This window comes from Listeria cossartiae subsp. cayugensis, assembly GCF_014229095.1.
Lineage (GTDB): Bacteria > Bacillota > Bacilli > Lactobacillales > Listeriaceae > Listeria > Listeria cayugensis.
The window spans coordinates 643606-668762 of record NZ_JAARZC010000001.1 but is presented as its reverse complement, the minus strand read 5'-3'; the positions used below and the strand labels follow the sequence as shown (position 1 = coordinate 668762).

Annotated in this window: 28 protein-coding genes and 1 tRNA gene; 13 read left to right on the top strand and 16 right to left on the bottom strand. The window is 38.0% G+C overall.

What is annotated here, in order from left to right; all coding sequences use genetic code 11:
- Window positions 1-5: 5 nt before the first annotated feature.
- The 5 genes from nagA to HCB49_RS03380 all read right to left on the bottom strand — a co-directional run bounded on the left by nagA (window position 6) and on the right by HCB49_RS03380 (window position 3492).
- Entirely contained in the window at window positions 6-1139 is a 1134-nt protein-coding gene (gene nagA, locus HCB49_RS03400; protein WP_008947339.1) for an N-acetylglucosamine-6-phosphate deacetylase, read from the bottom strand.
- 162 nt (window positions 1140-1301) lie between these two features.
- A complete protein-coding gene (locus tag HCB49_RS03395; protein WP_185604117.1) occupies window positions 1302-2147 on the bottom strand; it encodes a PspA/IM30 family protein in 846 nt (281 codons plus the stop codon).
- A 15-nt stretch (window positions 2148-2162) separates the two neighbouring features.
- A complete protein-coding gene (locus HCB49_RS03390) occupies window positions 2163-2477 on the bottom strand; it encodes a lmo0954 family membrane protein (RefSeq protein ID WP_185604116.1) in 315 nt (104 codons plus the stop codon).
- A gap of 229 nt (window positions 2478-2706) precedes the next feature.
- The gene (locus HCB49_RS03385) at window positions 2707-2940 is read right to left on the bottom strand and encodes a hypothetical protein (protein ID WP_185480198.1); all 234 of its coding nucleotides are present in this window, start codon (window positions 2938-2940) and stop codon (window positions 2707-2709) included.
- Window positions 2941-3033: 93 nt separating this feature from the next.
- Window positions 3034-3492, bottom strand: coding sequence for a DUF4064 domain-containing protein (locus tag HCB49_RS03380; RefSeq protein WP_185604115.1), 459 nt, complete (start codon window positions 3490-3492; stop codon window positions 3034-3036).
- A gap of 157 nt (window positions 3493-3649) precedes the next feature.
- On the opposite strand from HCB49_RS03380, the gene HCB49_RS03375 reads away from it, so the two are divergent.
- Window positions 3650-4471 carry an alpha/beta hydrolase gene (locus tag HCB49_RS03375; RefSeq protein ID WP_185396185.1) on the top strand — a complete coding sequence of 274 codons (822 nt, stop codon included), beginning with the start codon at window positions 3650-3652 and terminating at the stop codon, window positions 4469-4471.
- A gap of 19 nt (window positions 4472-4490) precedes the next feature.
- Entirely contained in the window at window positions 4491-5390 is a 900-nt protein-coding gene (locus HCB49_RS03370) for an alpha/beta hydrolase (RefSeq protein ID WP_185604114.1), read from the top strand.
- Between the two features lie 8 nt (window positions 5391-5398).
- Here the strand turns inward: HCB49_RS03370 and HCB49_RS03365 are convergent, their stop codons facing one another.
- The gene (locus HCB49_RS03365; RefSeq protein ID WP_185604113.1) at window positions 5399-6445 is read right to left on the bottom strand and encodes an AI-2E family transporter; all 1047 of its coding nucleotides are present in this window, start codon (window positions 6443-6445) and stop codon (window positions 5399-5401) included.
- 119 nt (window positions 6446-6564) lie between these two features.
- Here HCB49_RS03365 and HCB49_RS03360 point away from each other — a divergent pair, with 119 nt between their 5' ends.
- Both HCB49_RS03360 and HCB49_RS03355 read left to right on the top strand, forming a co-directional pair.
- A complete protein-coding gene (locus HCB49_RS03360; protein ID WP_185604112.1) occupies window positions 6565-7254 on the top strand; it encodes a FadR/GntR family transcriptional regulator in 690 nt (229 codons plus the stop codon).
- Window positions 7251-8468, top strand: coding sequence for a CynX/NimT family MFS transporter (locus HCB49_RS03355; protein ID WP_185604111.1), 1218 nt, complete (start codon window positions 7251-7253; stop codon window positions 8466-8468). Before HCB49_RS03360 ends, HCB49_RS03355 begins: the two co-directional genes overlap by 4 nt.
- Window positions 8469-8666: 198 nt before the next feature.
- Here HCB49_RS03355 and HCB49_RS03350 read toward each other — a convergent pair whose 3' ends face one another.
- The 4 genes from HCB49_RS03350 to fri form a co-directional block, all read right to left on the bottom strand.
- Window positions 8667-8894: a DUF3006 domain-containing protein gene (locus HCB49_RS03350; protein WP_185604110.1), complete on the bottom strand. Its 228-nt coding sequence runs from the start codon at window positions 8892-8894 to the stop codon at window positions 8667-8669.
- Window positions 8895-8903: 9 nt separating this feature from the next.
- Complete coding sequence (locus HCB49_RS03345; protein ID WP_185604109.1) at window positions 8904-10034, bottom strand: MBL fold metallo-hydrolase; 1131 nt, start codon at window positions 10032-10034, stop codon at window positions 8904-8906.
- Window positions 10035-10146: 112 nt separating this feature from the next.
- Entirely contained in the window at window positions 10147-10449 is a 303-nt protein-coding gene (locus tag HCB49_RS03340; protein ID WP_185480206.1) for a HesB/YadR/YfhF family protein, read from the bottom strand.
- A 234-nt stretch (window positions 10450-10683) separates the two neighbouring features.
- A complete protein-coding gene (gene fri / locus HCB49_RS03335; RefSeq protein ID WP_008947326.1) occupies window positions 10684-11154 on the bottom strand; it encodes a non-heme iron-binding ferritin Fri in 471 nt (156 codons plus the stop codon).
- Between the two features lie 202 nt (window positions 11155-11356).
- Here fri and HCB49_RS03330 point away from each other — a divergent pair, with 202 nt between their 5' ends.
- From HCB49_RS03330 to HCB49_RS03300, 7 genes are all read left to right on the top strand, one after another.
- Window positions 11357-13162 (top strand): HSP90 family protein, encoded by a 1806-nt coding sequence (locus HCB49_RS03330; RefSeq protein WP_185604108.1) that lies wholly within the window; start codon window positions 11357-11359, stop codon window positions 13160-13162.
- Window positions 13163-13173: 11 nt separating this feature from the next.
- Complete coding sequence (locus HCB49_RS03325; RefSeq protein ID WP_185604504.1) at window positions 13174-14148, top strand: tetratricopeptide repeat protein; 975 nt, start codon at window positions 13174-13176, stop codon at window positions 14146-14148.
- A gap of 33 nt (window positions 14149-14181) precedes the next feature.
- Window positions 14182-15150, top strand: a complete 969-nt coding sequence (locus tag HCB49_RS03320) for a hypothetical protein (RefSeq protein WP_185604107.1) — start codon at window positions 14182-14184, stop codon at window positions 15148-15150.
- A gap of 42 nt (window positions 15151-15192) precedes the next feature.
- Window positions 15193-16155 carry a hypothetical protein gene (locus HCB49_RS03315; RefSeq protein WP_185604106.1) on the top strand — a complete coding sequence of 321 codons (963 nt, stop codon included), beginning with the start codon at window positions 15193-15195 and terminating at the stop codon, window positions 16153-16155.
- A 95-nt stretch (window positions 16156-16250) separates the two neighbouring features.
- Window positions 16251-16997 carry an SMI1/KNR4 family protein gene (locus HCB49_RS03310; protein WP_185604105.1) on the top strand — a complete coding sequence of 249 codons (747 nt, stop codon included), beginning with the start codon at window positions 16251-16253 and terminating at the stop codon, window positions 16995-16997.
- A 12-nt stretch (window positions 16998-17009) separates the two neighbouring features.
- Window positions 17010-17468, top strand: coding sequence for a low molecular weight protein-tyrosine-phosphatase (locus tag HCB49_RS03305; RefSeq protein WP_185604104.1), 459 nt, complete (start codon window positions 17010-17012; stop codon window positions 17466-17468).
- 76 nt (window positions 17469-17544) lie between these two features.
- Window positions 17545-17706, top strand: a complete 162-nt coding sequence (locus HCB49_RS03300) for a lmo0937 family membrane protein (protein ID WP_008947320.1) — start codon at window positions 17545-17547, stop codon at window positions 17704-17706.
- A gap of 49 nt (window positions 17707-17755) precedes the next feature.
- Here HCB49_RS03300 and nfsA read toward each other — a convergent pair whose 3' ends face one another.
- The 4 genes from nfsA to HCB49_RS03280 form a co-directional block, all read right to left on the bottom strand.
- A complete protein-coding gene (nfsA, locus tag HCB49_RS03295) occupies window positions 17756-18496 on the bottom strand; it encodes an oxygen-insensitive NADPH nitroreductase (RefSeq protein WP_185604103.1) in 741 nt (246 codons plus the stop codon).
- Window positions 18497-18508: 12 nt separating this feature from the next.
- Entirely contained in the window at window positions 18509-19018 is a 510-nt protein-coding gene (trmL, locus tag HCB49_RS03290; protein ID WP_008947318.1) for a tRNA (uridine(34)/cytosine(34)/5-carboxymethylaminomethyluridine(34)-2'-O)-methyltransferase TrmL, read from the bottom strand.
- Between the two features lie 19 nt (window positions 19019-19037).
- Window positions 19038-20180, bottom strand: a complete 1143-nt coding sequence (queG, locus tag HCB49_RS03285; RefSeq protein WP_185604102.1) for a tRNA epoxyqueuosine(34) reductase QueG — start codon at window positions 20178-20180, stop codon at window positions 19038-19040.
- Window positions 20181-20277: 97 nt separating this feature from the next.
- Window positions 20278-20348: transfer RNA gene (locus HCB49_RS03280), tRNA-Gly, on the bottom strand.
- 187 nt (window positions 20349-20535) lie between these two features.
- On the opposite strand from HCB49_RS03280, the gene HCB49_RS03275 reads away from it, so the two are divergent.
- Both HCB49_RS03275 and HCB49_RS03270 read left to right on the top strand, forming a co-directional pair.
- Window positions 20536-22593 (top strand): ArnT family glycosyltransferase, encoded by a 2058-nt coding sequence (locus HCB49_RS03275; RefSeq protein ID WP_185604101.1) that lies wholly within the window; start codon window positions 20536-20538, stop codon window positions 22591-22593.
- Between the two features lie 149 nt (window positions 22594-22742).
- Complete coding sequence (locus HCB49_RS03270) at window positions 22743-23348, top strand: TVP38/TMEM64 family protein (RefSeq protein WP_008947315.1); 606 nt, start codon at window positions 22743-22745, stop codon at window positions 23346-23348.
- A gap of 40 nt (window positions 23349-23388) precedes the next feature.
- Here HCB49_RS03270 and lplA1 read toward each other — a convergent pair whose 3' ends face one another.
- Both lplA1 and HCB49_RS03260 read right to left on the bottom strand, forming a co-directional pair.
- Window positions 23389-24384 (bottom strand): lipoate protein ligase LplA1, encoded by a 996-nt coding sequence (gene lplA1, locus HCB49_RS03265; protein ID WP_185604100.1) that lies wholly within the window; start codon window positions 24382-24384, stop codon window positions 23389-23391.
- A 23-nt stretch (window positions 24385-24407) separates the two neighbouring features.
- Entirely contained in the window at window positions 24408-25139 is a 732-nt protein-coding gene (locus tag HCB49_RS03260; protein ID WP_185604099.1) for an MBL fold metallo-hydrolase, read from the bottom strand.
- Window positions 25140-25157: the final 18 nt, after the last annotated feature.

Sequence of the window (25157 nt, the reverse complement as noted above, 5' to 3'; positions counted from 1 at the left end):
TCCTCTCAAGAATGTTTTTTTCCGAATGAATAAGTTGCTGTAATGTGTAAATCTTCGTCTAGTAAGTTGAAATCTGCATCTTTACCAGCCTCGATTGCACCTTTTTGTGTTAAATTAAATTCGCGTGCTTGGTTTCCAGAAGACATAAGAACTGCTTCTTCAACGGAGCATCCTGTAAATTTAATCATGTTGCGGAAACCGTCGTCGTAAGTAAGTACGCTTCCGGCTAAAGTTCCATCTTCTAAACGAGCTTGTTTATCTTTTACGATAACAGTTTGGCCGCCAAGTTCGGATTTTCCTTCTGGCATACCTTTTGCTCGCATTGAGTCAGTGATAATGCATAAATGTTCTGGCCCTTTCATTTGATAGGCTAATTTCACCATATCAGGATGAACGTGAATACCATCAACAATTAGTTCTGCATTAATACCGCGTTCTAGTAAAACGTGACCTGGAACACCTGGCTCGCGGTGTGTCATACGATGACATGCATTATATAAATGTGTCGCATGTGTCGCTTTACTTGTTTTCAAGTGTTCACGCACATCATTAGAGTGACCAATACTTGGAACAACTCCTAGTTCGAAACACAAATTTTCAAAATCAGCAGAAGTGTCATGTTCTGGTGCATATGTTACTAATTTAATTAACCCACCAGAAATATCAAACCATTTTTTGAAAAGTTCTAAGTCAGGCGCTTGGATATATTCTTCTGGTTGCGCTCCTTTAAAGACTTTGGAAACAAATGGACCTTCCAAATGAATCCCGCCAATAACAGGTTCTGTTTGCGCGACTTCGTTAATCACTTTTAGCGCTTTTTCGATATTTTCGTGAGATTGCGTCATCGTTGTTGGGAAGTAAGTAGTAATCCCTTCATTTAACATACCATTTACTTGTTTTCTAAGTGCGTCTGGATCTGCATCCATTGCGTCAAAACTATAACCACCATGTGAATGAACATCAATGAAACCTGGAACAAGTTTTTGTCCTTTTGCATCGATTACTTCTTCCGCTTTGTCCGCTTGAAAATTAGCCATTGAGCCAACTTCTAAAATTTGTTTATCAAAACGTACGAAAGCATTTTCTAGAACACCTTTACCAGTATAAATTGTAGCGTTAGTAATTACTTTGTTAGTCATTACAATTTGCCTCCTCATTAAATCGGTCTATACCAATTATTATAGCATGTATCTATTAAAATGCAACTTATCTTTTCCTCTTTACCCAAAAAAAATTAAAATAACCAAAAAAATGGTGAACGCATAAAAAAAGCGCAGAATATTAATTCTGCGCTTACGGTTTTATTTATCTGTTTCGTTCTCTTCTTCTTTTTTCTCTAGTTCTGGAATCAGTACTTCTTTTTCTTCTTTTGGTTGTTCTTTTGCAGCTTCTTTTTCTAGTTCATTTAATTGATCTTCCATCGAAGCTTTTTCTGGTTTCTTGAAATTTTGTTTTTCACGTTCAATAATTTCATCTACCATTGTAGTAAAGTTTTGTGCTTTATCTTTGATGATTTCTTTACTTTTCTTTGTTTTCTTTTCCAGTTCGTCCATAAGGTCATCAAATGATTGAGAAAGTTCTTTGTTCATATCGGCTTTTTTCTCTGCTTCTTCAGCTAAGTCGCGTTGTTTTTGTGCTTCATGATAGTCGCTAACGCTACCCCAGCTCATATCATGGATAACTTTGTCCATTTTTTCGGATGTTTCGGTAGCATTTTTTTCAGCCATTTCAGCTAAATGTTGTGTTTTAAGATTTTTCCATTTTAAGCGCATTTCGTGCATGCGTAGTTCTAATTTTTCAAGTTGTTCGGACGCTTGGTCGTAGTGGCCTTTCGTAGCTTCTAATTGTTCTTCGTATTGAGCTACTTCCTCTAAAGCGAACTCAGCTAGTTTTGTTTCGCCAGCTTCTTTTGCAATTTCTGCTTGGCGACGACGTTTTTCCACATAAACTTCCATTTCTTTATATTCTTTATAGAAAAGAGACTTTAGTTCGCGTTGTTTTTCTACCATGCGTTCTGCATCTTTCATTTCTTGTTTTGTTTTATCCATATAGTAACTTACCGAATTACGACGTTTTTCTTCACGTTTCTCAATTTTTTCACTAACTTCTTTATTCCATTGTTTCATTTTTTCAAAAAGGTTTGCCATTTTTTTCTCCTCCAATTATTTATTGTATGGGTAGTCGAATACGTCATCATTTTTTCTTGGTTTATTTTTATTTCTAGTTAGGAAGTAAATGATTGCTCCGATAATTGCGACAACCAAAATTCCTTTTAAGTTAGCTAGAATTATTAAGGCACCCACGCCGATTAGAACACCATAAATAACTTTTTCGCTTACAGATTTTGCTTCAAGTAATTTCTTTAGTGACCAAAAGCCGAGTACTGCGCCAATAGTTGCCATGATTGCTGGCCATAAGACGATAAGTATCATCGCTATTAGTAAAACAATTAATACGCCAATGAATATTGCTCTCATGCGTCTACCTCCTAACTTCCAAATGTAGCTGATATATTTTCTTTTATTACTGTACCTATCATAACGCTATGTATCAAGTATAATAACCCGCTGTAGAAGGAAATTCACCTACAACTTGAGCCCTATTGTCTAACTACAGGATAACATATATCTACTATAATAAGCAGTTTTTTACGAATATAAAAACAGCTTGCTTCCCGCGTAACGCAAGATACAAACTGCTTTTCGTTTATTTTACTTTTTCTTCATATTGAATAGAAGAAACGCCACCTTCTGAAATCATGTTGTTCTCTTCTAGCTCTGTTTCCGAAATTTCTTTGTCCTCATAACGTGTTCGAATATCATTTACCTCATCAAAAGGGGTAGGCGGCATTTGCTTTTTCACTACATAAATTGCTGCACAGGCTAAAACCCCAGCGACCCCAGCGACTGCTCCGGCAATAATTCCTACTTTATTTTTCACACTATCAACCTCCTCTTGAAATCCACTATTTTATTCCCTAAAAAACGGCTAATAAAACAAAAACGAGCTTGAAAAATTCAAGCTCGTTACAAATTATAATCCTGAAAAAGTGCTTTTAGGCTTGCGAACAAAACAAAGAATTGCTGCGACAATCAGTAGTATCGCAGGAATAAAAGTAATCAACGCGGTTGAAAGTAGCGATACAATGCCTGCTGCTAAAAACAAATATCCCGCAAAGACTGGTTTTCTATTTTTCATTATATAATAAATACCAAATCCGCCAAGAGCAAGCGTAATCAGTCCACCTGTTAATGTTGTCCAAGATAATGTTTGGACGAAATTTAGCACGCGGTCAGGGTCAGGAATTTCACTTTTAGGAATTTCCCGTTCTGTCATTGTTTGGTAGTAATTATTGTAAAATGTCGCTAAGCCTTCTTTTCCTTTTGAACCACTTGTCATTAAAAGACCTATAATAGCAATAGCTGCTTGTGTCAGTACACTAAAAATAAGACCTATAATAGCGAGTACTATCTCACCAGTTCGTTTAATCATATAAAAATGCCTCCGTTTCTTCGCTTATTTTTCCAGTATACTATATGTTTCCATGAGAATAAACTATTAAATTGGTAGAAAAAGAGGACCAATCGTGCGTTTTGCTTTAAAAAAATGTATAATTTGTTCATAACGAAATTTAAAGGGGCGTAAAATAATGCTAAAGCGCGTGTTCTTCTCCATTATCTTACCATTAGGCTGTTTAGTTGGAGCGATTTTTATTTTACTCACAATTAACACGTCATATCCAAAAGCAGCCAACGATGCCATTCCGACCATTTTTATTCATGGTTATCGCGGGACAGACCGTTCACTTCATGGAATGATACGTCGCTTTGATCAAAAGTATGATTGGGGCACAGAGTCATTAACTGTCAATGTCAGTCCAGATGGTGATATTTCTACAACTGGAACTTATAATAAAAATGAAAAAAATCCACTTATCAACATTGTTTTTGAAGATAATCGGGCAACACTTCCTCAACAATCCATGTGGACAAAAAAAGTCATGTCTTATTTACAACAAAATTATGACATTAAAAAATTCAACGCGGTTGGTCATTCGATGGGCGGCGGCGCTTGGGTAGCATATTTAGCAAGTTATGAAAAAAACAAATCCTATCCGCAAGTAAATAAAATTGTTTTCCTTGCCGTGCCATTTTATCCGGAAGAGTATGTTAACGGTGATCAGCAGGTGGATATTAAAAACGCCAATAACGTCCACGCAAAATTTGCTGAAAAAATGGCGAAAGTTTTACCCGATAATACAGAAATTATGATTATTGGTGGTAATTTGGAAGATGGCTCGAATAGTGATGGTGAAGTAAAATTAGATAGCGTCTTATATGGCGAAAAATTATTTGCACATCAAAAAGTGATTACACATGTCATCAAAGGACCGCAAGCAACGCACAGCAGCATGCATGAGTCTACTGTCGTTGATAAATATGTTGGCCAGTTTTTATGGGGCGAGAAATAAATATTAAAGGATGTTTCGAATGAAAAAAGTTATAATTGCCATTATCATTTTAGCCATTATTGTTGCTGGCTTCTGGATAATTTTCCTTCAATTTGAACCGACTAAAAAAGCAGCCAAAGAACCTACTATAACTAGCAATAAAACAACGAAAAAAACGGTCAATCCCGTTTCTGAAATTGCGATTCCTACCCTTTTTGTCCATGGCTATTCTGGAACTGCAAATTCATTTGGCGGAATGATTAACCGTCTTGCCGATGAGGGCGATGTGACTAAATCACTCGTAATGACCGTAGCCGCTGATGGAACAGTAAGTACAGACGGAAACTACGATAAATTTAGTAATAACCCAACAATTCAAGTCGTTTTTGAAGATAACAAGAGCTCAATGGATAATCAAGCACAGTGGATTCAAAATGTGATGAAAGAGCTGAAGAATAATTATCACATTGAGAAAGTATACGCAGTCGGTCATTCCATGGGTGGCGTTAGTTTAACAAGTTATATTGAAAAAGTCGGCAGCGACAAAGCCTATCCTATTCTTGAAAAACTAGTGTTAATCGGCTCCCCGCTCAATGGATTAGTTATTGGGGATGATGGTGTTACGGCGTACGACCTTACAGATAAAGGACCCAAACAATCCTCCGACCGTTATAGCGAATTTATGAAAAACAAACAAAAAATCCCTACTCATTTACGTGTGCTGAATATTGCAGGTGATACTTTAGATGGAACGAAAAGTGATGGTAGTGTTTCTGTCGCGAGTGCCTTATCCGGCAAATTCATTTTCGAAGGTCAAGCAGAGAGTTATCAAGAAAAAACCTTCACTGGAAAAAATGCCGCTCATAGTAAACTCCACGAAAACACGGATGTCGATGCGGAAGTAGCCGACTTTTTATGGGGGAAAGAAAAAGTAGATTAAGCATATGCCTAATCTACTTTTTTCTTGCGTCCAAATATCGTACGTTTCTTTAAATCATCCGCATTTCTTACTTCCAAAATATCTAGCAGGAATACGAAGACTGGAATTCCGACAATGAGTCCCCACACCCCGAAGAATGTTTCCGAGAATATTAAAATAATGAATGTGTAAAATACCGGTAAATTCGTTTTAGATGACATTAGTTTTGGATTTAAAATGTACGTTTCAATTGCGTGGACGATAACAACCGTAATTAAAATATAAACAACATCTTGGAATCCGCCAACGGTATAAGCGATAAGTACTAGCGGAATACAGGAAATAATCACCCCAGCAACAGGAATCAGTCCTAACACGAACACCATAATCGACAAACTAAGCAACTGCGGAAAATCCATCAAATACAGTGCTATCGTAGTAATAACCGTATTTACTAACGCAATCATTAGTTGTGCCTCTAAAACAACACCGAAAGTCGCCACAAATTTCTTTCCAAAAAATGCCGCTTCTTTAAAAATAAAACCAACTTTACTCGTCATAAATTGTCCGGTAAAGGAAGTCACGCGTTCTTTTTCCAAGGAGAAAAACAAGCTAAGGATTAGCGCTAAAAAGAAAGATAATCCAACCGAGCCAATGCCTGAAAGTGATGCAATAATAAAATCAACGCCGGCTTGTAAGTACTTTTGAATGTTAGATTCTTTTAAAAATCCAACAATCCACTGCACAATTGTGTTATCACTAGGATTATTATAAATTTTTACGAGTGAATCTACTAGTTGGGAAATTTGATCAATTAAAATCGGTAAAAAATGTACAATCGCGATGTATAAAAAAATCGCAACTAACGAATACAAGACTATCACTATTAATTTTCGTGGTATTCGTATTCTTTTTAAAATAACGTTTTCTAATCGCGTCACTAAAAATGCAAAAATGAAAGTTAGTAATATTAAATCAATCATGCTTCTGAGTAAATACAAAACGACGCCTAGCAGGATAAACACTAGCACCCGTCTTGCCGTGTCATTTTCTTTTAGCTTCTCTAACCAATTCATTTCGTCACCTGCCCTTTTCTTTCTCCATTTTATCACAACTTAGTAAAATAAGGTTTACAAAAAAACGATTCTTATGTAAAATAGAACCAATCATCCTACCTTTAAAAAGGAGTGACAACATGGTAGAAAAAATTGAACGGAAATCACTTGCAGAACAAGTTTATGATCAAATAAAAGCAGAAATTACGAGCGGAACTTGGAAAATTGGTGAACGTATTCCGAAAGAAGCTGACTTGATGGCGGAGTTTGGCATCAGTCGTAACACGCTACGTGAAGCTATTCGTGCGTTGGCGCATATTGGTTTGCTGGAAACAAAACAAGGCGACGGCACTTTTGTGCGAAATAATAGTGAGTTACATGCGATTATGCAAAAACGTGTTCGCGAATCGTCTGTTCAGGAAATCCTTGAAATTCGGCACGCGCTTGACCGGGAAGCTGTTATTTTAGCATGTGAACGACGCACGAAAGAAGATTTAGCGACAATGGAAAAATATCGCAGGCTTTGTCATGTAGCAAATAAAAACAATGATGTGGCGGCTTTTGTCAAAGCTGATTCGGCCCTTCATTTAGCGATTGTGAAAGCAGCTCATAACGATTTGTTGATAGATATGTATGGAAATATTTTAGAAGAAATACAGTTTTCGATTACAAGTACGACGGAAATGGAACCAGCAGTAAATCAACACGGTGGGCATGCGGCGCTTGTATCAGCAATCGAAAAACGAAACAAAGAACAAGCAGCAAATGAAGTTACAGAGTATATTACTCTTTTCAAACGAATTGCTGCCAAGAATGGAGAAAATAAATGAATTCAGATTTAACCAATAAAAAAATCCTTACGCGTTCGAGTAAGGTGATGCTTATTATAGGAATTATTTTAATTGCTGCGAATTTACGGACGCCTATCACTTCAGTTGGTCCGTTACTTGGAATGATTCAAACCGATTTACATTTGACGAATACGATGGCTGGGTTGCTAACAACGATTCCGCTTCTTGCGTTTGCGGGACTTTCACCGTTTGTTTCGAAGTTAAGCCGAGCACTTGGAATCGAAGTATTAATTTTTATTGCTCTTTTGACGCTGGTGATTGGTAGTTTACTTCGACCGTTTGGCGGCGAACTTAATTTGTTTGCTGGGACGTTTCTGATTGGGCTTGCGATTGCGGTCGGAAATGTTATTTTACCTAGTTTGATTAAGAAGGAATTTCCGTTTAAATTGGGATTGATGACTGGGATTTACTCAATTTCGATGAATTTATGTGCGGCGCTTGCGGCTGGTTTAACAGTTCCAATCGCAATGAATAATCGTTTTAGCTGGCATGGAAGTATGGTTTTCTGGGCAATGCTTGCGGTTTTGGCGTTAGTTATTTGGCTACCACAGTTGAAATTTAATCAACGTAGCACAGAGAAAGTTGCGACACATATGGTTACTACTTCGGTTTGGAAATCACCACTTGCTTGGAAGATTTCATTATTTATGGGTTCGCAGTCGGCGATTTATTATATTTCGATTGCTTGGTTGCCGAATATTTTAGCTGACCAAGGATTATCTAGTACTTCTAGTGGTCTGATGCTTTCACTGATGCAATTTGCGGTTATGCCGATTACGTTTATTATTCCCATTATAGCTGGGCGGATGAAAAACCAGCAGTTACTTGTTGGGATTTCGGTTTCGTTATTTTTGATTGGGATTTTTGGAATTATGTTTGCTTCTGGTAATGTGGCTATTTTATCTACTGCGATTATTTTATATGGGATTGGTTCGGGGATGTCGTTTAGTCTCTCGATGATGTTCTTTAATTTGCGAACAACAAGCGCGACTGAATCAGCGGATTTATCTGGAATGGCGCAATCGATTGGTTACTTATTTGCCGCTTCTGGTCCGATTTTATTTGGAACACTGCACGATACACTCGGCAGTTGGCAACCGACCTTGTATGTTTTAATTGGTATTACGCTAATTATGTTGTATTGCGGCCTAGATGCTGGACGCAATAAATTCCTCTTCCCGCCGAAAAAGTGATTTTTACACACAAAAAAACTAGTGCGGAAAAAGGGAGTAAACCGCACTAGCTAAAAGGGAGTTTGGGATTTTCATTCTAAAAAGGGAAAGAAATGAAAATGTTTTGCTTGTTGTTAGCTTATACATATAATAACTTTTCTAAAAAAGAATGTGCTGAAAGAAAGATGATAATTTCATGAGAGTTTAAAAAAGTTTTTCTCAGTTTCTTTCTCTTAGTCTTTCCAACTTTTCCGCAATTCGTTTTTTCATTTCATCCGTTTCTTGGGGATGTTGTACTATTTCATTTGCATCTGAAATAGTGACAACATCCCCTTCTTTTATGGCTGCATCGAGCTTTTCTTGGTCTATGAGCCATTCAGCGTGGTCTGGTTCAATGAGAAAAACTGCTTTTCCATCTTCTATCCGATCTAAAATTGCTTTTTTCACCCTAATCACCTACTTTGTTACGGCAATGCCTTGTTCTTTAATTTGGCGCACAATGCCATCGCCAATGCCGTTAATTTTTTTCAAGTCGTCTATTGATTGATATGGGCGCCCTGCAATAATTTTATCTGCGAGCGCTGGCCCAATAAGTGGTAATAATTGCAAGTCTTCACTAGAAGCTGTATTTAAATTAATGCTTTTCGGTAATTCTTTGGAGCTAGCATCTTCGGTTTTTTGTGTGCTACTTCCTTTGCTGTAGCTGCTTCCTGATTTTGGGGTACCTTCTTTTTCTGTTTGAATGTGAATTTTTTCTCCATCGGTTTCGATAGTAACTGTTCCGTTTACATCGGTTCCGTATGTTTTTATATTGCGCTCTTTCAGCCATTCCAGTACTTCCACGTGCGGATGTCCATAACTATTTGCCTTCTCAGCGGAGTAAACAGCCACTTGTGGTTTTACTTTGTCTAGGAAAAATGGTTGGTTGGATGTCGATGAACCGTGGTGACCTAAGTCTAAAATATCTGCTTCTAAATTGGCGCCACTATCGACCATTTCCCTTTCCCGACCTTTTTCTGCATCGCCTGTGAAAATCGCGGAAATGTCTTTATAAGTCATTTTTATTGCGATAGAATCGTTATTTGCCTCATTTTCCAATTTATCAGGGCTGAGAACTTCTATATTAAATGGTCCAAAAGTGGCTTTTTCGCCGCGTCTTGGCTCTTTATATTTCGCATCTGAAGCTAGTGCTGCATCGATTACTTTTTCGTAAATACTACTAGAAAAAGTTAGACCGTCCATCCAAATTTCTTTTGGTTTATATGTAGCAATTACTTTATCAGCATTACCAATGTGGTCGGCGTGTGGGTGAGTCAGCAAGAGCAAATCAATTTTCTTGATATTTGCTTCTTTTAAATACGTTAAAATCCGGTCATCATCTTGGCGACCAGTATCAATTAAAATCGTCGTGCCATCCTCTGCCTGAATAAGCGTGCTATCCCCTTGTCCGACATCAAAAAAGGTAAAACTTGCACCATTTAGAGTTTTTTCGGTGATATTGGATGTTTTTGTTGTTGATTCTGAAAAACTACAACCGCTTAAAATAATTGCGATTAAACTTATACATACTACTAATTTTTTTGTCATCTTTCTCCTCCTGCTCTCTTAGTAGAATAGCAAAGGAAGGCGAAACAGTAAAGTTTTTAAAACAAAAACCGCCTGGAATCAAATTGATTACACGCGGTCATTTATGTTGGATTCATTTCACTTTTTCTTTAAAGGAAAAGGATACTTCTTCCGTTTTTGGTTCATAGTCAATTTTCCAGTCGTGGTCTTTGAAATACCAATAATCATGATCTTCAATGAAGAAAATTAAGTCTTCTTTCTCCTCAGCGACTGCTGCTTCTTGCGGTTTTTCGGCAGTTAAACCGATAGAGAAACCAGGATGCAAGGAACTGTTAGAACCACCATACTTGGCAAAAAGTCGAATTCCATTACCATTAGCTACATCAAATTCATCATGAAACCATTTATTTGCTTGGTCCGTTACCTCGATATTCATACTTTTCACTCCTCGTTTCCAATTTTTGTGCCTGATGCTTATTATTCAAGAATAGCAGATTTTACAGTGAATATCATTTTTTCTGCTTTTGTTATGAAGATAATATACCTCTTTCTATGTTGCTTTAAACCACATTGTGTTAAAACAAATCAAAAATAAGAACATTGTACTATAACAGAAATCGCGCAAAAAAAACTGTGTAAGCAAAATAGCCTACACAGTTTTGGATTTATTTTATTCTAATGGCGCTTTTCCTAAGAATGCTTTGAACATCCAGATATGTTTGTCGATGCTAGCTTTGAAAGCAATTAGCATATCGTTTGTTACGTTGTCGCCTTCTTTGTCAGTTAGCTCAATGCCTTGTTGATATTCGTCTCTAAGTAATTCCAGTGTACCAACTAAGTCTTCCATTAATTGATCCATTGTTTTTGGTTTAGTATAAGGAGCTTCTTCCACGCTCGCATTTTCTAAAAACTCTTTTAAAGTGGATAGTGGGCTTCCGCCAATAGCAAGTAAACGTTCTGCTACTTCATCCATTTGTTCGCCGAATTCGCTATATAAATCATCCATTTTTTCATGTAAAGTGAAGAAGTTGTGGCCTCTCATATACCAATGAATTTGATGAATTTTTACTGTGAATACGTTTAAATTCGCTACTTGGTGATTCAAAAATTCCTTTGTGTCTACTGAGTTGATTGTTTTCATAATTATCTTCCTCCTATTTTGTAATGATTATCTCTTAATAATAAGTATAATCTATTTCCGTCACAATGTCCAGTGTGGAAACCATCACAAAGTATTTACCACTGATAAAATTTCTTAAACATCTATTACTGTTTTCTCATTATTTATCTCACCTTTTATGATAGAATAAAAAAGAGATTTACACAACTAGGAGGCCCAAGCTATGGAAAACTATTCTCACCGCTTTCAGGTGAACTTGGCTGGTATGATTGACATTCTTTCTAACCACCTATATGACGAAAAAGATGTTTATATTCGCGAATTGTTGCAAAACGCAACCGATGCCATTCGCGCTCGAAAAAAAACAGATCCAACTTTAGAAGGTAAAATTCACGCTTCCCTAATCGGGGATATTAATGAAAGAACGTTAATTTTAGAAGATAACGGAATTGGTTTAACAGAAGACGAGGTTCACGCTTTTCTAGCTACTATCGCTAATTCATCTAAAGGCGAAAAAAACTTTGATGGCGAGAGCTCTAATGACTTTATCGGTCGTTTCGGGATTGGCTTACTTTCTTGCTTTATCGTGAGTGATGAAATTGTGATGATTTCCACTTCTCAAAAAGATGGCGGCACAACCGAGTGGCGCGGAAAAGCGGATGGTACTTATTCCGTTCGCAAAATAGAAACGGATACTCGCGAACCTGGTACGCAAGTTTATTTACGTTTGCGCGCTGGTTTAGAAGATCATCCTGAATGCGAGGAAGTCGAATATTTAATCAATACATTGAAAAAATATGGTGCTTCTTTGGAAAGTAATATAATAGTAGAAATTAATGGTTTAGAGGAAGAAATCAATAGCTGGACCAAAAAGTTTTCTGATAAAGAAACCTTATTTAAACTGTCTAAAGAGCAGATTATTCAGTACGGAGAATATATCCTTGGGACGCATTTCCAAGACTATTTCTTAATTGAAAATGAATCTGGAAGAACGTTTGGGATTGCTTATATGATTCCTCATGCTGTGCAAATGAATGCTATCCGGAAAAATACGGTATTTTTAAATAAGATGTATGTCACGAGTGAAGCAAATAATATTTTACCGGATTGGTCTTTCTTTGCTAAATGTATAATTTGGACAGATGAGCTTCAACCTGTTGCCTCCCGTGAAGCGTTTTATAAAAATGAGAGGTTAACGAGTGTTGCCGATGAGCTTGGCGTTGCGCTGAAAAAAGGAATTGAAACTCTTCCAGAAGAGGCGCTAATGAAATTATTAGCTACACATTATCTTGGTTTTAAAGCACTTGCTAGTGAAGATGCACCATTTTTAAAATTGATTTATCCTTATCTTCCAGTTCGAACATTGAATGGCGAAGAAAAATTAGGTGATATTATCGCGAAAAACGATGTCATCTATTACACTTATTCGGTCGATGATTTTAGACAAATTAAAGATATTGCGAGATCAAGTGGCATGACGCTAATTAATGGTGGTTATTCCTACGACTCGCCAATTTTAGCGCAGTTAAGTTATTTTGTGGAAGGAACTGAATTTGTTTTAATCCAGCCGGAAGAAATGACGGATAAATTACGTCCAATGACAGCGGATGAAAAACAAGCGTACCAACCTATTTTGACAGAAATGAACAATATGATGGCTGAGTTTGACACCGATGTGCTAATTAAACATTTTGAGCCAAAAGATTTACCAATTATTTTCATCCATTCTACGGCAACACAAGAGTTACGCGAACTAGAACGCGCAGTAGAAGAAACAACTTCCGTATTCAGTGATATTTTAGAGAGCATTCAAAAAGAACAAGAACCTGCCCCGCTCGCTCACCTATATTTAAATTTAGATAATGAGTTGATTAAACGACTTTTCAGCTCTGGAAAAAGTGTGGATGAATTGTCCGTGATTGTGAATGTACTTTATATCCAAGCCTTACTGTTAGGGCATTACCCACTTAAACGGAAAGAAATGGAATTAATGAATCAAAATATGTTACGAATCTTAGAGATGCTATAGGAGGAAAAATGATGGATTACTTAAATGATATGAAAACAGTTTGGGGCATGGAAGATTCGCCTGAAAAAATTAAAATCCTAGAACGAATCATTGCTGGCGCAGATGCGCATAATGATGTAGAAACTGGCATAGATGCTCGTGATATGTTGATTGAAACTTGTTTAGATGCTGGCTTCCCGAAAAAACAACTACAAGCTTTTAGTTGGTTAATTAGCAAATGGGAAGACGAAGACAACGATGTCTATATTGACTCAGAAGATCTTCTTTGGAAATATAAATGGATTAGCGAACATGTTCCGACTTTTGATGAAGTATCAAAAGCGCAAATTGATGGGCTTATGAATGATATGAAATTAAAATTCGAACAAGAAAATTATTCGCTACGACCTTACTATAAAGTGTGTACTCTTGCGGCAATGCGAATGGGTGATGTAGAAAAAGCAAAAGAGCTATTTGAAAAGTGGAGCAATACGAAAGAAGATTTTTTAAATGATTGCCCTGCTTGTGAGCGGCAAGATCAGGTACATTATTATTATTTCGTGAAAGATTATGAACAAGCGAAGAAAAAAGCGAAACCAATAATTGAAGGAAAACAGCGCTGCGCTGAGGTTCCTCATTTAACATACGGTATTATGGCTCTTACCTATCTAGCACTTGGCGATGCGGAAATGGCACAACAATGCTTTGATAAAGGTTATCCACTTGTGGAACAACAAAGTTCCTTAATTCCGCCACTTGGCCAATTGCTTAGGTATTTAGTAGCTACTAATCAAACCGAAAAAGCACGCGAAGTCATCGATACCAATCTGGAAATTGTTCTCCAAGCCGAGGGTGGATTAGACCGTCTTATTTTCTTACAAGCCGCCTATCCCCTTTTCGACCGGGAAAAAGAAACTGATTTAGTGGAAATGACAGAAGCTTTAACGGCGAAGTTTGATGCGCGTAATGAAAATAGTTATTATCAAAGTATTTTAGAATCTTACTAACAAATTTTGTAAAGATTCTACTGGAGGGGAACCATGGATTATTTGAATGCACTAGAAGAAGCTTGGGGAATGGATGATAATGCTGAAAAAGTGAAATTATTGGAACAAGCCATCGCTAGTGCTGATATGTATAATGATATCGAAAGTGCTGTTGAAGCCCGGGAATTATTGATAGAAACTTGCTTAACAGCAGGTTTTCCAAAAAAACAATTGAAAGCATTTGGTTGGTTAGTAAAAAAATGGGAAGACGACAATTCTTCGGTAGATACTTTTGATTTGCTTTGGGATTATAAATGGATTAGTGAACAAATTGCCACTTTTGATGAAATATCAGAAACACAAATTGCCAACCTTTTAGAGGATATGAAGGTGAAATTTGAGCTGCAAAATTACTCACTACGTCCTTATTATAATGTTTCTACAATTAGTGCCATGTGGATGGGTGACGTCGAAAAAGCAAAACAACTCTTTGATAAATGGATAAACACGAAAGCTGATCATTTAAATGATTGTCGTGCTTGCGAAACGAGTGCTCAAGTTAGTTACTATTACTTTATTCAAGACTATGAAAAAGCCAAAGAAACAGCTAGCCCGATTATTAACGGAAAATTAGCATGTGCTGAAGTCCCTCATTATACTTACGGGGAAATGGCGCTTGTTTATTTGGAACTCGGCGACGCGGAAATGGCGCAAGAATGCTTTGATAAAGGTTATCCACTTGTGGAAAAACAGAGAGCCCTAATCCAACCACTCAGCTATTTGCTTAAATATCTAGTGAAGACAAACCAAACAGAAAAAGCACGCGAAGTCATCGATACCAATCTGGAAATCGTTCTTCAAGCAGAAAGCGGAATGGATCGTCTGTTATTCCTACAAGCCGCCTATCCCCTTTTTGACCGGGAGAAAGAAGCTGATTTGGTGGGAATGACGGAAGCTTTGACGGCGAAGTTTGATACTCGGAATGGAAATAGTTATTATCAAGATTGTTTGAATGCTTATTAAAAATGTTTCACAAAATTTAGAGATACTACAGGAGGAACAACAATGGATTATTTAGTAGATTTTGATATGTCTTGGGATTTAGAAGATGGACCGGAAAGAATTAAATTATTGGAACGAGTAATTGCTGGGGCTGATGCGCACAATGATGTGGACACGGCGATTGAAGCACGCGATATCTTAATTGATACATGTTCCGCGGTCGGATTCCCCAAAAAACAACTACAAGCTTTTAGCTGGTTAGCGAAATTATGGGAAGATGATGCCTCTAATTACGATACACAGGATCTTCTTTGGAAATATAAATGGATTAGTGAAGATATTCCCACTTTTGCAGAAGTATCGAAAGCGCAAATTGATCAACTTTTAAACGATATGAAAGTAAAATATGAGCAGCAAAATTACTCTCTTCGCCCTTTCTATAAAGTTTCTACGCTTGCTGCAATGCGGATGGGAAAAGTGGACGAAGCCAAAGCATTTTTCGAACAATGGGTTTCGACACAAGGCGATTACTTAAATGACTGTACTGCTTGCGAAACGCAGGATCAGGTCCACTATTATTGTTTCATAAAAGATTTTGAAAATGCGAAGAAAAAAGCGAAACCAATTATTGAAGGGAAACAAAGCTGCCAGGAAGTTCCTCATCTGACGTATGGACTGATGGCGCTGACTTATTTGGAACTTGGTGAGGAGAAAATGGCACAGGAATGCTTTGATAAAGGCTATCCAATGGTCGAAAAACAAAGCGGGTTAATTCCTCCACTTGGCGATCTTCTTAAATACTTAGTGCTTAGTAATCAAACCGAGAAAGCACGCGAAGTTCTTGATGTGAATAAGGAAATGGTTCTTCAATCTGAAAGTGGATTAGACCGTCTTATTTTCTTACAAGCTGCCTACCCTCTTTTTGATAGAGAAACGGAAGCAGATTTGGTGGAAATGACAGAAACTTTAACAGCCAAGTTTGATGCGCGTAATGGAAATAGTTATTATCAGGATCTTTTAAAATAAATGTCTGGAACATAGTTAGGAAAATCGCCTAGCTATGTTCTTTTATTTGCGCTCAATCGCTTTTTTTAGGATAATACAGGGAGGAGTTGAAGACGATGACGATTTGGGTAGAAAATGGGAAAAAAGGTGCGACTGAGCAATCTATTCAGGAAAAAGAAACTGAGCTTGGTTTGGTTTTGCCAGCTGAATATAAACAATTACTGTTGAAGCAAAATGGCGGATTGATTCGCAAAAATCATTTTCCGACTACAGAGCCAACTTCTTATGGGCTTGATTTTGCTGAAATTTATTATTTGGCAAGTTTAACTGAGTTAGTAACAGATATCCCGGAACAAAAAGATGTTGATCTCGCGGGAAAACAAGTTTACTTTCACCGAGATGAATCGCGCTATATCGGCTTTTCTTATCCAGATGATGCGTCTCAGCCGAGTATTATTTATGTGGACTTTGAAACGTTGCAAACACTCATTGTTGCGGAAAATATGGCAACATTTTTAGAGGAATTATATTTTAGTCCTTTTCCAATTGATTTTGCGGAACAATTTCCGGTAAAAAAATTAGAACAAATTCTAGCTTCGAGTAATGTTCAAAAAACAAAGCAATTGCTAGAGTTGTTAGAAGATTATCCCGATAAAAAATGGTATTTAGAAACCTTAATTAGCTTATTTAACAAACAAGAAATACCTTATAATTTAGTCGCATATAGTTTATTTGAAAATCAATTACTTTATTTCCGGAGAAAACTTGTTCCGGAGCTGGTGGAGCAGATTTTCGAGTTACTTCAAGCTAGTGATGGAATAAATCAAGCAGCTGCTACTGTGTTATATAAAGAATGGAACTAAGGAGGAATTCAATTGGTTAAAGTTGTTTTTGTATGTTTAGGGAATATTTGTCGTTCACCAATGGCGGAGGGGCTTTTTCGTAAAGAAGTCACGGAAGCTGGGTTAACGAATGAAATTGAAATCGATTCAGCTGCAACTGGCACGTGGAACTTAGGCAAACCACCCCATCGCGGTACGCAAACTGTTTTGAAAAAGCATGGTGTTGATTATCAAGAAATGCGCGCTCGGAAAATTTCTGATGCGGATTTTAACGAGGCAGACTTTATTATTGGGATGGATCAGCAAAATTTAGCAGATTTAAATGCGCTTAATAGTAATCCTAACGTAGTCATTCGGTCGCTGATGTCTTTTGTTCCTGGACAAGAGGATAAAGATATTCCGGATCCTTATTATACAGGAGATTTTGATGAAACAGAGCGGATGGTAACGGAAGGTGTGAAGGCACTTTTAGCTTATATTACACAAAAATAATAGTTAATATGTTTAAAGACTGGGCTTGCGGGAATATATAACAGTACAATCAAAAGTTCAGAAAGAGGTTTTTTATATGTTAGGAATTATTTGGGGAATAATCGTTGTTTTATTAGCGGTTTGGTTACTTGGAATTATTTTCCATATTGCGGGTGGATTAATTAATATCTTGCTAGTAATCGTTTTAATTCTCGTTATTTGGAATTTAATTCAAATGGCTAGGAATAAAAAGAAATAAATAAAGAGAGCGGTTCGGCGCATTATAGCAATGCGCTGAACCGCTCTTTTTATTTTTGATTTAAATGCTGCTTTTCTAAAAATGCTTTTAGATCAAGTCGGCTTGTTCGTCCAAGTCCTCGTGCGATTTGTTCGGACCAGCCTTCGACGCGTTTGCCTGCAGTTCTTTCATCGTAGTACGTTTTAATTTGTTCATCGTATTCTGCTAAAATGGTTGAGTCCATTTTTTGATAGGTATTTTCATGATATACCAAATCTTGAGGCAATCTTGGCTTGGCTTTTTCGCTGTCTGCCGCTGGATGGCCAATGGTTAAGCCGAATAATGGCATGGTATATGGTGGCAAATCCAAAATTTCGGCGATTTGTGCGACATTGTTACGAATTCCGCCAATGAAGCAAATGCCTAGTCCTAGTGATTCTGCAGCGATAGCCATATTTTGTGCGGCAAGCGCGGCGTCAATCACGGAAACAAGCCATTTTTCGGAAGTTTCAAGTGCTTCTGTATTTACTTGATGTTCTTCTAAAATCGCATGATGGCGTGCTAAATCGGCCACAAAAATAAATAATTGTCCTGTTTGGACGGTATACGGTTGGTTTCCCGCAATTGCTGAAATTTGTTCGCGAAGTGTTTTATCTGTTATTCCAATGATAGAGTATGCCTGAACAAAGCTGGATGTAGACGCGGCTTGTGCGCTCTTGATAAGTAAGCTCAACTCTTCTTTCGTTAAGTCCTTGTCTTCAAATTTTCGCACAGAGTAATGGCCTAGAATGGCATCGATCGCCTGATTCATCCTAACTCCCCCTTAGTCTTGAAATATTTTCCGATCATAATTTGGTTCTTGTAAAAGCGCGCCAAAACTTTGCTGACGTAATGCTTCATAAGCTAAAATTGCTGCTGTATTCGATAAATTCAGCGAGCGAATATGGTCCGTCATCGGAATTCGTAAACAGTTTTCTTCATTATTTTGTAAAAGTTCATCTGGCAAACCTGTAGTTTCTTTTCCGAAAACGAAGAAATAGTTTTTGTTTGGATCGCTATAGTCAATGTCACTATAAACATGACGGCCAAATTTGGTAATGTAGAAAAATTCTCCGCCAGCATTTTTTTCAAAAAATTCATCTAAAGAATCGTAATAAGAAAGTTTGACGTTATCCCAGTAATCTAGTCCGGCGCGTTTGAGCATTTTATCGTCGGTTGAAAAACCAAGTGGACGAATTAAATGTAAATAAGTATCTGTTCCAGCACAAGTTCTGGAGATGTTTCCGGTATTTGCAGGGATTTCTGGTTGGTAAAGCACGATATGGTTTGGCATTTTTTTCACCTGGTTTCTATTAATTTGGTATAGCAGTTAATTCTTGTAGTACTTGTTCGTCTTGTTCGGTTTGAAGCGCTTTTTGGACAGCGGCTTCTGCGTCAGCCCCGCCGATTTTGCGTAGCGCCCAGCCGGCTGTTCCGCGAATAACTGGCCTTGGATCATTTTGCAAGCAGTCAATTAAATCTGGTACGGCTGTTTTATCTTTATAGCGCGCTAAAATAATGATGGCATTACGCTGGATTGGTTTCTTGCCGCGCCACGAGCCCGCCATATCGCCAAACTGCTCTTTGAAAGCGCGATTGGAAATATGTAAAAGTGGCTTTAATTCTGGGCGAACAAGCTCCGGATCTGGCTCCATTTCTTCGTGAAAATGAAAATCATGTCCGCGATTATAAGGACAAACAACCTGACAAGTATCACAACCATACAAACGATTATGCAACACTTCGCGATATTTTTCATCTAGAAAGTCTTTTGTTTGGGTAAGATAGCTTAAGCAAATTTTTGGATTCATCTTCCCTTCGCCTAATAAGGAACCTGTCGGACAAGCTTTAACGCATTGGTTACAGCTGCCGCACAGGTCGCTTGCTGGAGTATCTGGCTCAAAAGGTATATTGGTTATCATTTCGCCTAAATAAACCCACGAGCCGTATTCTGGCGTTATTAGCAAGGTGTTTTTCCCGCGCCAGCCAATGCCAGCTCGTTCTGCCACAGCAACATCCGATAACTCTCCAGTATCTACCATCGATTTCATCCGCACATCAGGTAACCGTTCGCTTAAAAATTGTTCCAGTAGCGCTAATTTTTCTCGTAAAACGGTATGATAATCGATGCCCCAAGAAGCTCGTGCGAAAACGCCACGTCTTGCTTCTTTTTTGCTGACTGGAGCTTCTTTTAATTTAGACGGATAGGCAAGGGCAATCGCGATAATCGACTGTGGTTCTTTGAAAATGAGCTCTGGATAAACCCGCTCATCAATAACCGGATGCTCAAACCCAGTAAAAAGATCTAATGCTTCAGCTTCGAGTAACCGTTCTTTTAAAAATAAAAAAGGGTCTGCTGTCGTGAAACCAATTTTTTGAACGCCAATTTCATGTGCATAGGCAATTAGCTCTTCTTTTAATTTTGCATAATTCGTTTCTGGCTTCACTTTTCTCATCCCCTCTCTCCTTATTTTCAGGCAATAAAATAAACGCAATGCTTCGCTTAAAAAGGTCGAAACACTGCGTTGATAACAGGATTTATAAAAAATATAAAGCGGGTGATGGGAATCGAACCCACGACAACAGCTTGGAAGGCTGTAGTTTTACCACTAAACTACACCCGCACGGTAAGTAGTTCTTAGTGTTTTAACAACTTTTATATAATACCATTCTATGTAAGTTTTGACAAGACTTTTTCCGAAATTTCTTTCCAAAAATTAAATATCTACTTTATTTCTAGGTTTATTCACGTTTTTTTCATATTTTGACTCTAGAATAAAAGGTATTATCTAATGGAAAGAAGTGAAGACTATGAAGAAATGGATACAACATTGGGATTTTTATTTTGTCGGGATTATTGTTATTGCTATCTTTTTTAATTTTTATGGTATTTGGAATGATGATACGGTGAATCCTTATTATACAGCTGCCGTGACAAGTATGGTGCAAAATTTTCATAATTTTTTTTACGGAGCTTTTGATCCTGCTGGTTTTATTACGGTGGATAAGCCGCCTGTAGCGCTTTGGTTGCAAGCGATTAGCGCACTGATTTTTGGTGTGCATGGTTGGAGCGTAATTTTGCCGCAAGCTTTAGCAGGTGTCGGTTCAGTGATTTTGCTTTATGTGCTCGTTAAACCGAGATTTGGTGCTTGGGCTGCAAGAATTACAGCGCTGATTATGACACTGACACCGATTGCCGTTGCGGTGACGCGTACGAATAATATGGATGCTATTCTTGTGTTTATTTTATTGCTGGCGACCTTTTTTCTTTTTAAAGCAGTTAATCGTGCTAAATTTGGTTGGCTTCTGCTTGCTTTTGGATTGATTGGTGTTGGATTTAATGTGAAAATGCTCCAAGCTTTTATGGTTGTTCCAGCGTTCTTACTATTTTACTTTATCGCGGTAAAATTAAGCTGGCGAAAAAAGCTTATTCAATTAGTGGTCGCGCTCATTTTAATGCTTGGTGTGTCTGTTTCATGGGCCGTCGTGGTAGATCAAACAACTGCGGCAGAACGGCCTTATATTGGTAGTAGTCAAACCAATTCAGTGCTTGAGCTTGCATTTGGCTATAATGGCATGGAGCGGCTACTTGGTCAGGAAACTGGCACTGGTAGTAGCGGCAATATGGAGATGGGTGGGCCACCAAGCAATAATTCCACTGATTCTAGCAATGCGACACCGCCAACGCCTCCAAGTGGAAATGTCCAGGACGGTGCAGATGGTGGTGGAACGCCTCCTCAAGGTAATAACGGCACGCCACCAACTGGAGGTCCTGGTAACGCTGCAAATGGCGGAACAGGCTCTAAAATGACTGGTAGCACAGGCATGTTTGGCACAGGAAATGCTGGACCGCTTCGTTTATTCCAAACCGCACTTGGTGATCAGATTAGTTGGTTTTTACCACTGGCTATCATCGGAATGTTAGCGATTTTCCTAGCTTATCGAAATGAAAACAAACGAATTTATCAATTAAACTCTAAGCAAAAAGAAATGGTTTTCTGGGCAGCATGGCTCATTCCAGTCACCGGATTCTTCAGTGTTGCTGGATTTTTCCATCATTATTATTTAATTATGTTAGCTCCTCCAATTGCGGTACTGAGCGGCGCAGGCTTGGTCGCACTTTTCCGCCTATATCGTCATAAAGATAATTGGCAAAAATTTCTTTTACCAACTACACTTACACTAACTGGCGCACTTCAAGCTTTCTTTGTGGCTAGTTACTTGCCAATTTTAGCGGCTGTTATTGGTATTGCTGCACTTGGGGTTTCCGCCTTGTTGATTGCAATTAGACAAAAACAGCCAAAACTCGCGGCGAAAATAACAGCGATAGCTTTAGCAATTCTGCTTATCGCACCAACTTATTGGTCCTTGACACCCCTTTTATACGGTGGAAATAGTTCCTTGCCTGAAGCTGGACCGCAATTAAAACAATCCAGTGGCGGCGGATTCGCTGATGCCTCTGTTGATAGTGGCTTAATTAGTTATTTGCAAAAAAATAATACTGGCGAAACGTATTTATTTGGCACAACGGACGCAACGACTGCCGGGCCATATATTATCAAAACAAAAGAAGCAGTTATGGCGCTTGGTGGTTTCAACGGGACAGACCCAACACTTACCGTCAAACAACTCAAACAAATGATTCAATCCGGCGAAATAAAATATTTTTATCTTCCCTCAAATAGTAAAGCTTCTGACTCAGATGTGGTAAAATGGATTCAAGAAAATGGTACCAAAATTGACCAATCAGAATGGAGCAGTTCCTCTTCCACGGACGACGATACGACTTCAAGTGCTTCTCCAAATACACGAGGAGGCGCTCCCGGGATGAATGGCTCTGGGGAAGGAACGCTTTATCAATTAAAATAATTCCTTTGAAAATGAAGTTCATCGTTAAAATTGTTAAAATCCTGGTTTAAAACTAGGATTTTAACGATATTCAAGCTGTTTTATTAGCGCTTTATCATTTTTATGTGAGAAAATAAAGTATGTTGTTAAAGACTACAGGAGGCTTGCTTATGACATTTTGGCAGGATATGATGAATTTCTTTTCTTATGATAACTTAATGTATTGGCTAAGTGAATATCGGAATTTAGGTCCACTTTTAGCTTTTTTCTTACCATTTATTGAAGCGTTTTTACCATTTTTACCATTTATAGTATTCGTTGTAGTAAACGTAAATGCCTACGGACTACTTGGCGGTTTTTTAATATCAGTGACAGCAGCAATTGCAGGTAGTTTATGTGTATTCTTGCTCGCACGGAAATTTGGGCAGACCCGATTTTTACGATTTATTTCGGGTCACAAACAAATTAAACGTGTAATGGAATGGATTGATAGACATGGTTTTAGCCCGATTTTCATTTTACTTGTAATGCCTTTTACACCATCTTCGGCCGTAAATATCGTTGCAGGTCTTTCTAAAATTAAAGTATATCAATTTATATTAGCGCTTGTTGGTGGGAAATTAATTAAAGTTTTTGCGATTAGCTATATCGGCTATGATTTCGTTGACTTAATTCACCAACCGCTCAAACTGGCCATCTTAGCTCTTTCCGTCGTCATTTTATGGTTTGTCGGAAAACGGCTGGAACGTTGGATGTCAGGAAAAAATCTCAAATAAAAAAAACGGAAAGCACACCTCATGTGTGCTTTCCATTTTTTTAATATAGTAAATCTAAAAATTCCTCTTTTGTGATATTACCAAAGTATTCTTTGACTTCAATATCCGCTAAAGCCTCAGCCAAAGCTTCCCGTTTATACGTTGTGTTGACTAATTTCTCCTCGATATCCGTTACATTTTTAACGCCAAAAAAGTCGCCGAAAATCTTGATATCGGTAATAATCCCTTTTTGTACATTTAAGCGAACATCTACTGCACCAACTGGGAAACGTTTGGTGCGTGTTAGGTCGAATTTTGGTGATTTCCCGTAATTCCAATCCCAATTGCCGTATCGTTTAGCAGAAATTTCATGGATTTTTTCCCAATCCGCCGCTGTCAATTTGTATTCTTTCACATCTTCTACTTTATCCACACCAAAAATGTAAAGTAATAGCAAATCGCGGAATTCTTCGGTCGTCATGTCTTGATCCATGAAGTCAGAAATATTCGCTACACGGCTACGAACAGACTTAATACCTTTTGATTCGATTTTATCTTTACGTGGTTTTAGCGATGCCACAACGTTATCTATGTTCAAATCGTACATTAACGTGCCGTGTGAGAACATTTTCCCTTTCGTTGCAAACTGGGCATTTCCCGACACTTTAAAGCCATCAATCAACAAATCATTGCGCCCTTTTAGTTCAGCATTCACACCTAAACGTTTAAGAGCTTCCACAATCGGTTGCGTGAATTTCGCGAAGTTATGGAAAGACTCACCATCATCTTCTGTGATAAAACTGAAATTCAAATTTCCCTCATCATGATATACCGCGCCTCCACCGGAAAGTCTGCGCACAACAATAACGTCATTTTTCTCAACATATTCTGTATCAATTTCTTCCACGGTGTTTTGATTGCGGCCAATAATAATCGATGGCTTATTGATGTAAAACAACAGCACCGGCTCATCTAGCTTCAATTCCGTTAAAATAAATTCCTCCACTGCTAAGTTAATACGAGGATCTTTTTCATTATTATTATCTACAAAATACATACCCCTACCCCTTTTCTTCTATATTAAAATGTTTTCGTCAAACCTTTTGATGCAAGCGTGATTTCTCCAGTGTAAATGGCTGCTGCTTCTTGCTTCAATACTTCTAAATCGCCAACTTCGGGTAAATGGCTTAGTAGTAATGATTTCACACTAGCTTCTTTGGCAATTTTCGCGACTTCTGTGCTTGCCATATGGACTTTCGTTTTCCCCGCTAAATCATGGAAAAAATTCGTGTCGGTTACTAATAAATCTGCGCCCTCCGCAAAAGGAATAAAGCTGTCCTGATACGCGCTATCTGCGGTGTAAACGAAAACTTTCCCGCCAGCTTCAATTCGCATTGCATAACAAGGCACCGGATGAACTGTTTTTAAGAAAGTTACTTTAAACGGTCCAATTTCCAGTGTGTCGTCCGCTTTATACTCGATTGCTTTTGTTACGCCTGCCATTTCTAAAAAGGAATAGCCGCGTTTATCTTCTTTATGCCCATAAATTGGCAAGACTGGCGGTTTTTCTTTTTTTTGTGATAATAGTCGAATGTGTTGCAAAATCCCTACGTCTGCTACATGATCTGGATGGTAATGAGAAATAATTGCCGCATCAATATCATCAGGATTAATATAATTTTGCATAATCGAAACAGCACTTGCTCCGACGTCAATCAATAACTTGAATCCAGCTTCCTCCAGCAAATAACTCGATGTTCCCTCATTCGCTACCGGATAGCCACCCCAATGTCCAAAAACGGTTAGTTTCATCACTGCACTTCCTTTCTC

Excerpts from the sequence above, each read along its gene's own strand:
- HCB49_RS03325 (WP_185604504.1), top strand. The coding sequence starts at position 13,174 with ATGGATTACTTAAATGATATGAAAACAGTTTGGGGCATGGAAGATTCG.
- HCB49_RS03355 (WP_185604111.1), top strand. The coding sequence starts at position 7,251 with ATGAATTCAGATTTAACCAATAAAAAAATCCTTACGCGTTCGAGTAAG.
- HCB49_RS03380 (WP_185604115.1), bottom strand. The coding sequence starts at position 3,492 with ATGATTAAACGAACTGGTGAGATAGTACTCGCTATTATAGGTCTTATT.
- HCB49_RS03315 (WP_185604106.1), top strand. The coding sequence starts at position 15,193 with ATGGATTATTTAGTAGATTTTGATATGTCTTGGGATTTAGAAGATGGA.
- HCB49_RS03365 (WP_185604113.1), bottom strand. The coding sequence starts at position 6,445 with ATGAATTGGTTAGAGAAGCTAAAAGAAAATGACACGGCAAGACGGGTG.
- nagA (WP_008947339.1), bottom strand. The coding sequence starts at position 1,139 with ATGACTAACAAAGTAATTACTAACGCTACAATTTATACTGGTAAAGGT.
- HCB49_RS03260 (WP_185604099.1), bottom strand. The coding sequence starts at position 25,139 with ATGAAACTAACCGTTTTTGGACATTGGGGTGGCTATCCGGTAGCGAAT.
- HCB49_RS03330 (WP_185604108.1), top strand. The coding sequence starts at position 11,357 with ATGGAAAACTATTCTCACCGCTTTCAGGTGAACTTGGCTGGTATGATT.
- HCB49_RS03320 (WP_185604107.1), top strand. The coding sequence starts at position 14,182 with ATGGATTATTTGAATGCACTAGAAGAAGCTTGGGGAATGGATGATAAT.
- HCB49_RS03345 (WP_185604109.1), bottom strand. The coding sequence starts at position 10,034 with ATGACAAAAAAATTAGTAGTATGTATAAGTTTAATCGCAATTATTTTA.
- HCB49_RS03360 (WP_185604112.1), top strand. The coding sequence starts at position 6,565 with ATGGTAGAAAAAATTGAACGGAAATCACTTGCAGAACAAGTTTATGAT.
- HCB49_RS03275 (WP_185604101.1), top strand. The coding sequence starts at position 20,536 with ATGAAGAAATGGATACAACATTGGGATTTTTATTTTGTCGGGATTATT.
- HCB49_RS03300 (WP_008947320.1), top strand. The coding sequence starts at position 17,545 with ATGTTAGGAATTATTTGGGGAATAATCGTTGTTTTATTAGCGGTTTGG.
- HCB49_RS03270 (WP_008947315.1), top strand. The coding sequence starts at position 22,743 with ATGACATTTTGGCAGGATATGATGAATTTCTTTTCTTATGATAACTTA.
- HCB49_RS03310 (WP_185604105.1), top strand. The coding sequence starts at position 16,251 with ATGACGATTTGGGTAGAAAATGGGAAAAAAGGTGCGACTGAGCAATCT.
- trmL (WP_008947318.1), bottom strand. The coding sequence starts at position 19,018 with ATGCCAAACCATATCGTGCTTTACCAACCAGAAATCCCTGCAAATACC.
- HCB49_RS03340 (WP_185480206.1), bottom strand. The coding sequence starts at position 10,449 with ATGAATATCGAGGTAACGGACCAAGCAAATAAATGGTTTCATGATGAA.
- HCB49_RS03395 (WP_185604117.1), bottom strand. The coding sequence starts at position 2,147 with ATGGCAAACCTTTTTGAAAAAATGAAACAATGGAATAAAGAAGTTAGT.
- fri (WP_008947326.1), bottom strand. The coding sequence starts at position 11,154 with ATGAAAACAATCAACTCAGTAGACACAAAGGAATTTTTGAATCACCAA.
- HCB49_RS03370 (WP_185604114.1), top strand. The coding sequence starts at position 4,491 with ATGAAAAAAGTTATAATTGCCATTATCATTTTAGCCATTATTGTTGCT.
- HCB49_RS03375 (WP_185396185.1), top strand. The coding sequence starts at position 3,650 with ATGCTAAAGCGCGTGTTCTTCTCCATTATCTTACCATTAGGCTGTTTA.
- nfsA (WP_185604103.1), bottom strand. The coding sequence starts at position 18,496 with ATGAATCAGGCGATCGATGCCATTCTAGGCCATTACTCTGTGCGAAAA.
- queG (WP_185604102.1), bottom strand. The coding sequence starts at position 20,180 with ATGAGAAAAGTGAAGCCAGAAACGAATTATGCAAAATTAAAAGAAGAG.
- HCB49_RS03390 (WP_185604116.1), bottom strand. The coding sequence starts at position 2,477 with ATGAGAGCAATATTCATTGGCGTATTAATTGTTTTACTAATAGCGATG.
- lplA1 (WP_185604100.1), bottom strand. The coding sequence starts at position 24,384 with ATGTATTTTGTAGATAATAATAATGAAAAAGATCCTCGTATTAACTTA.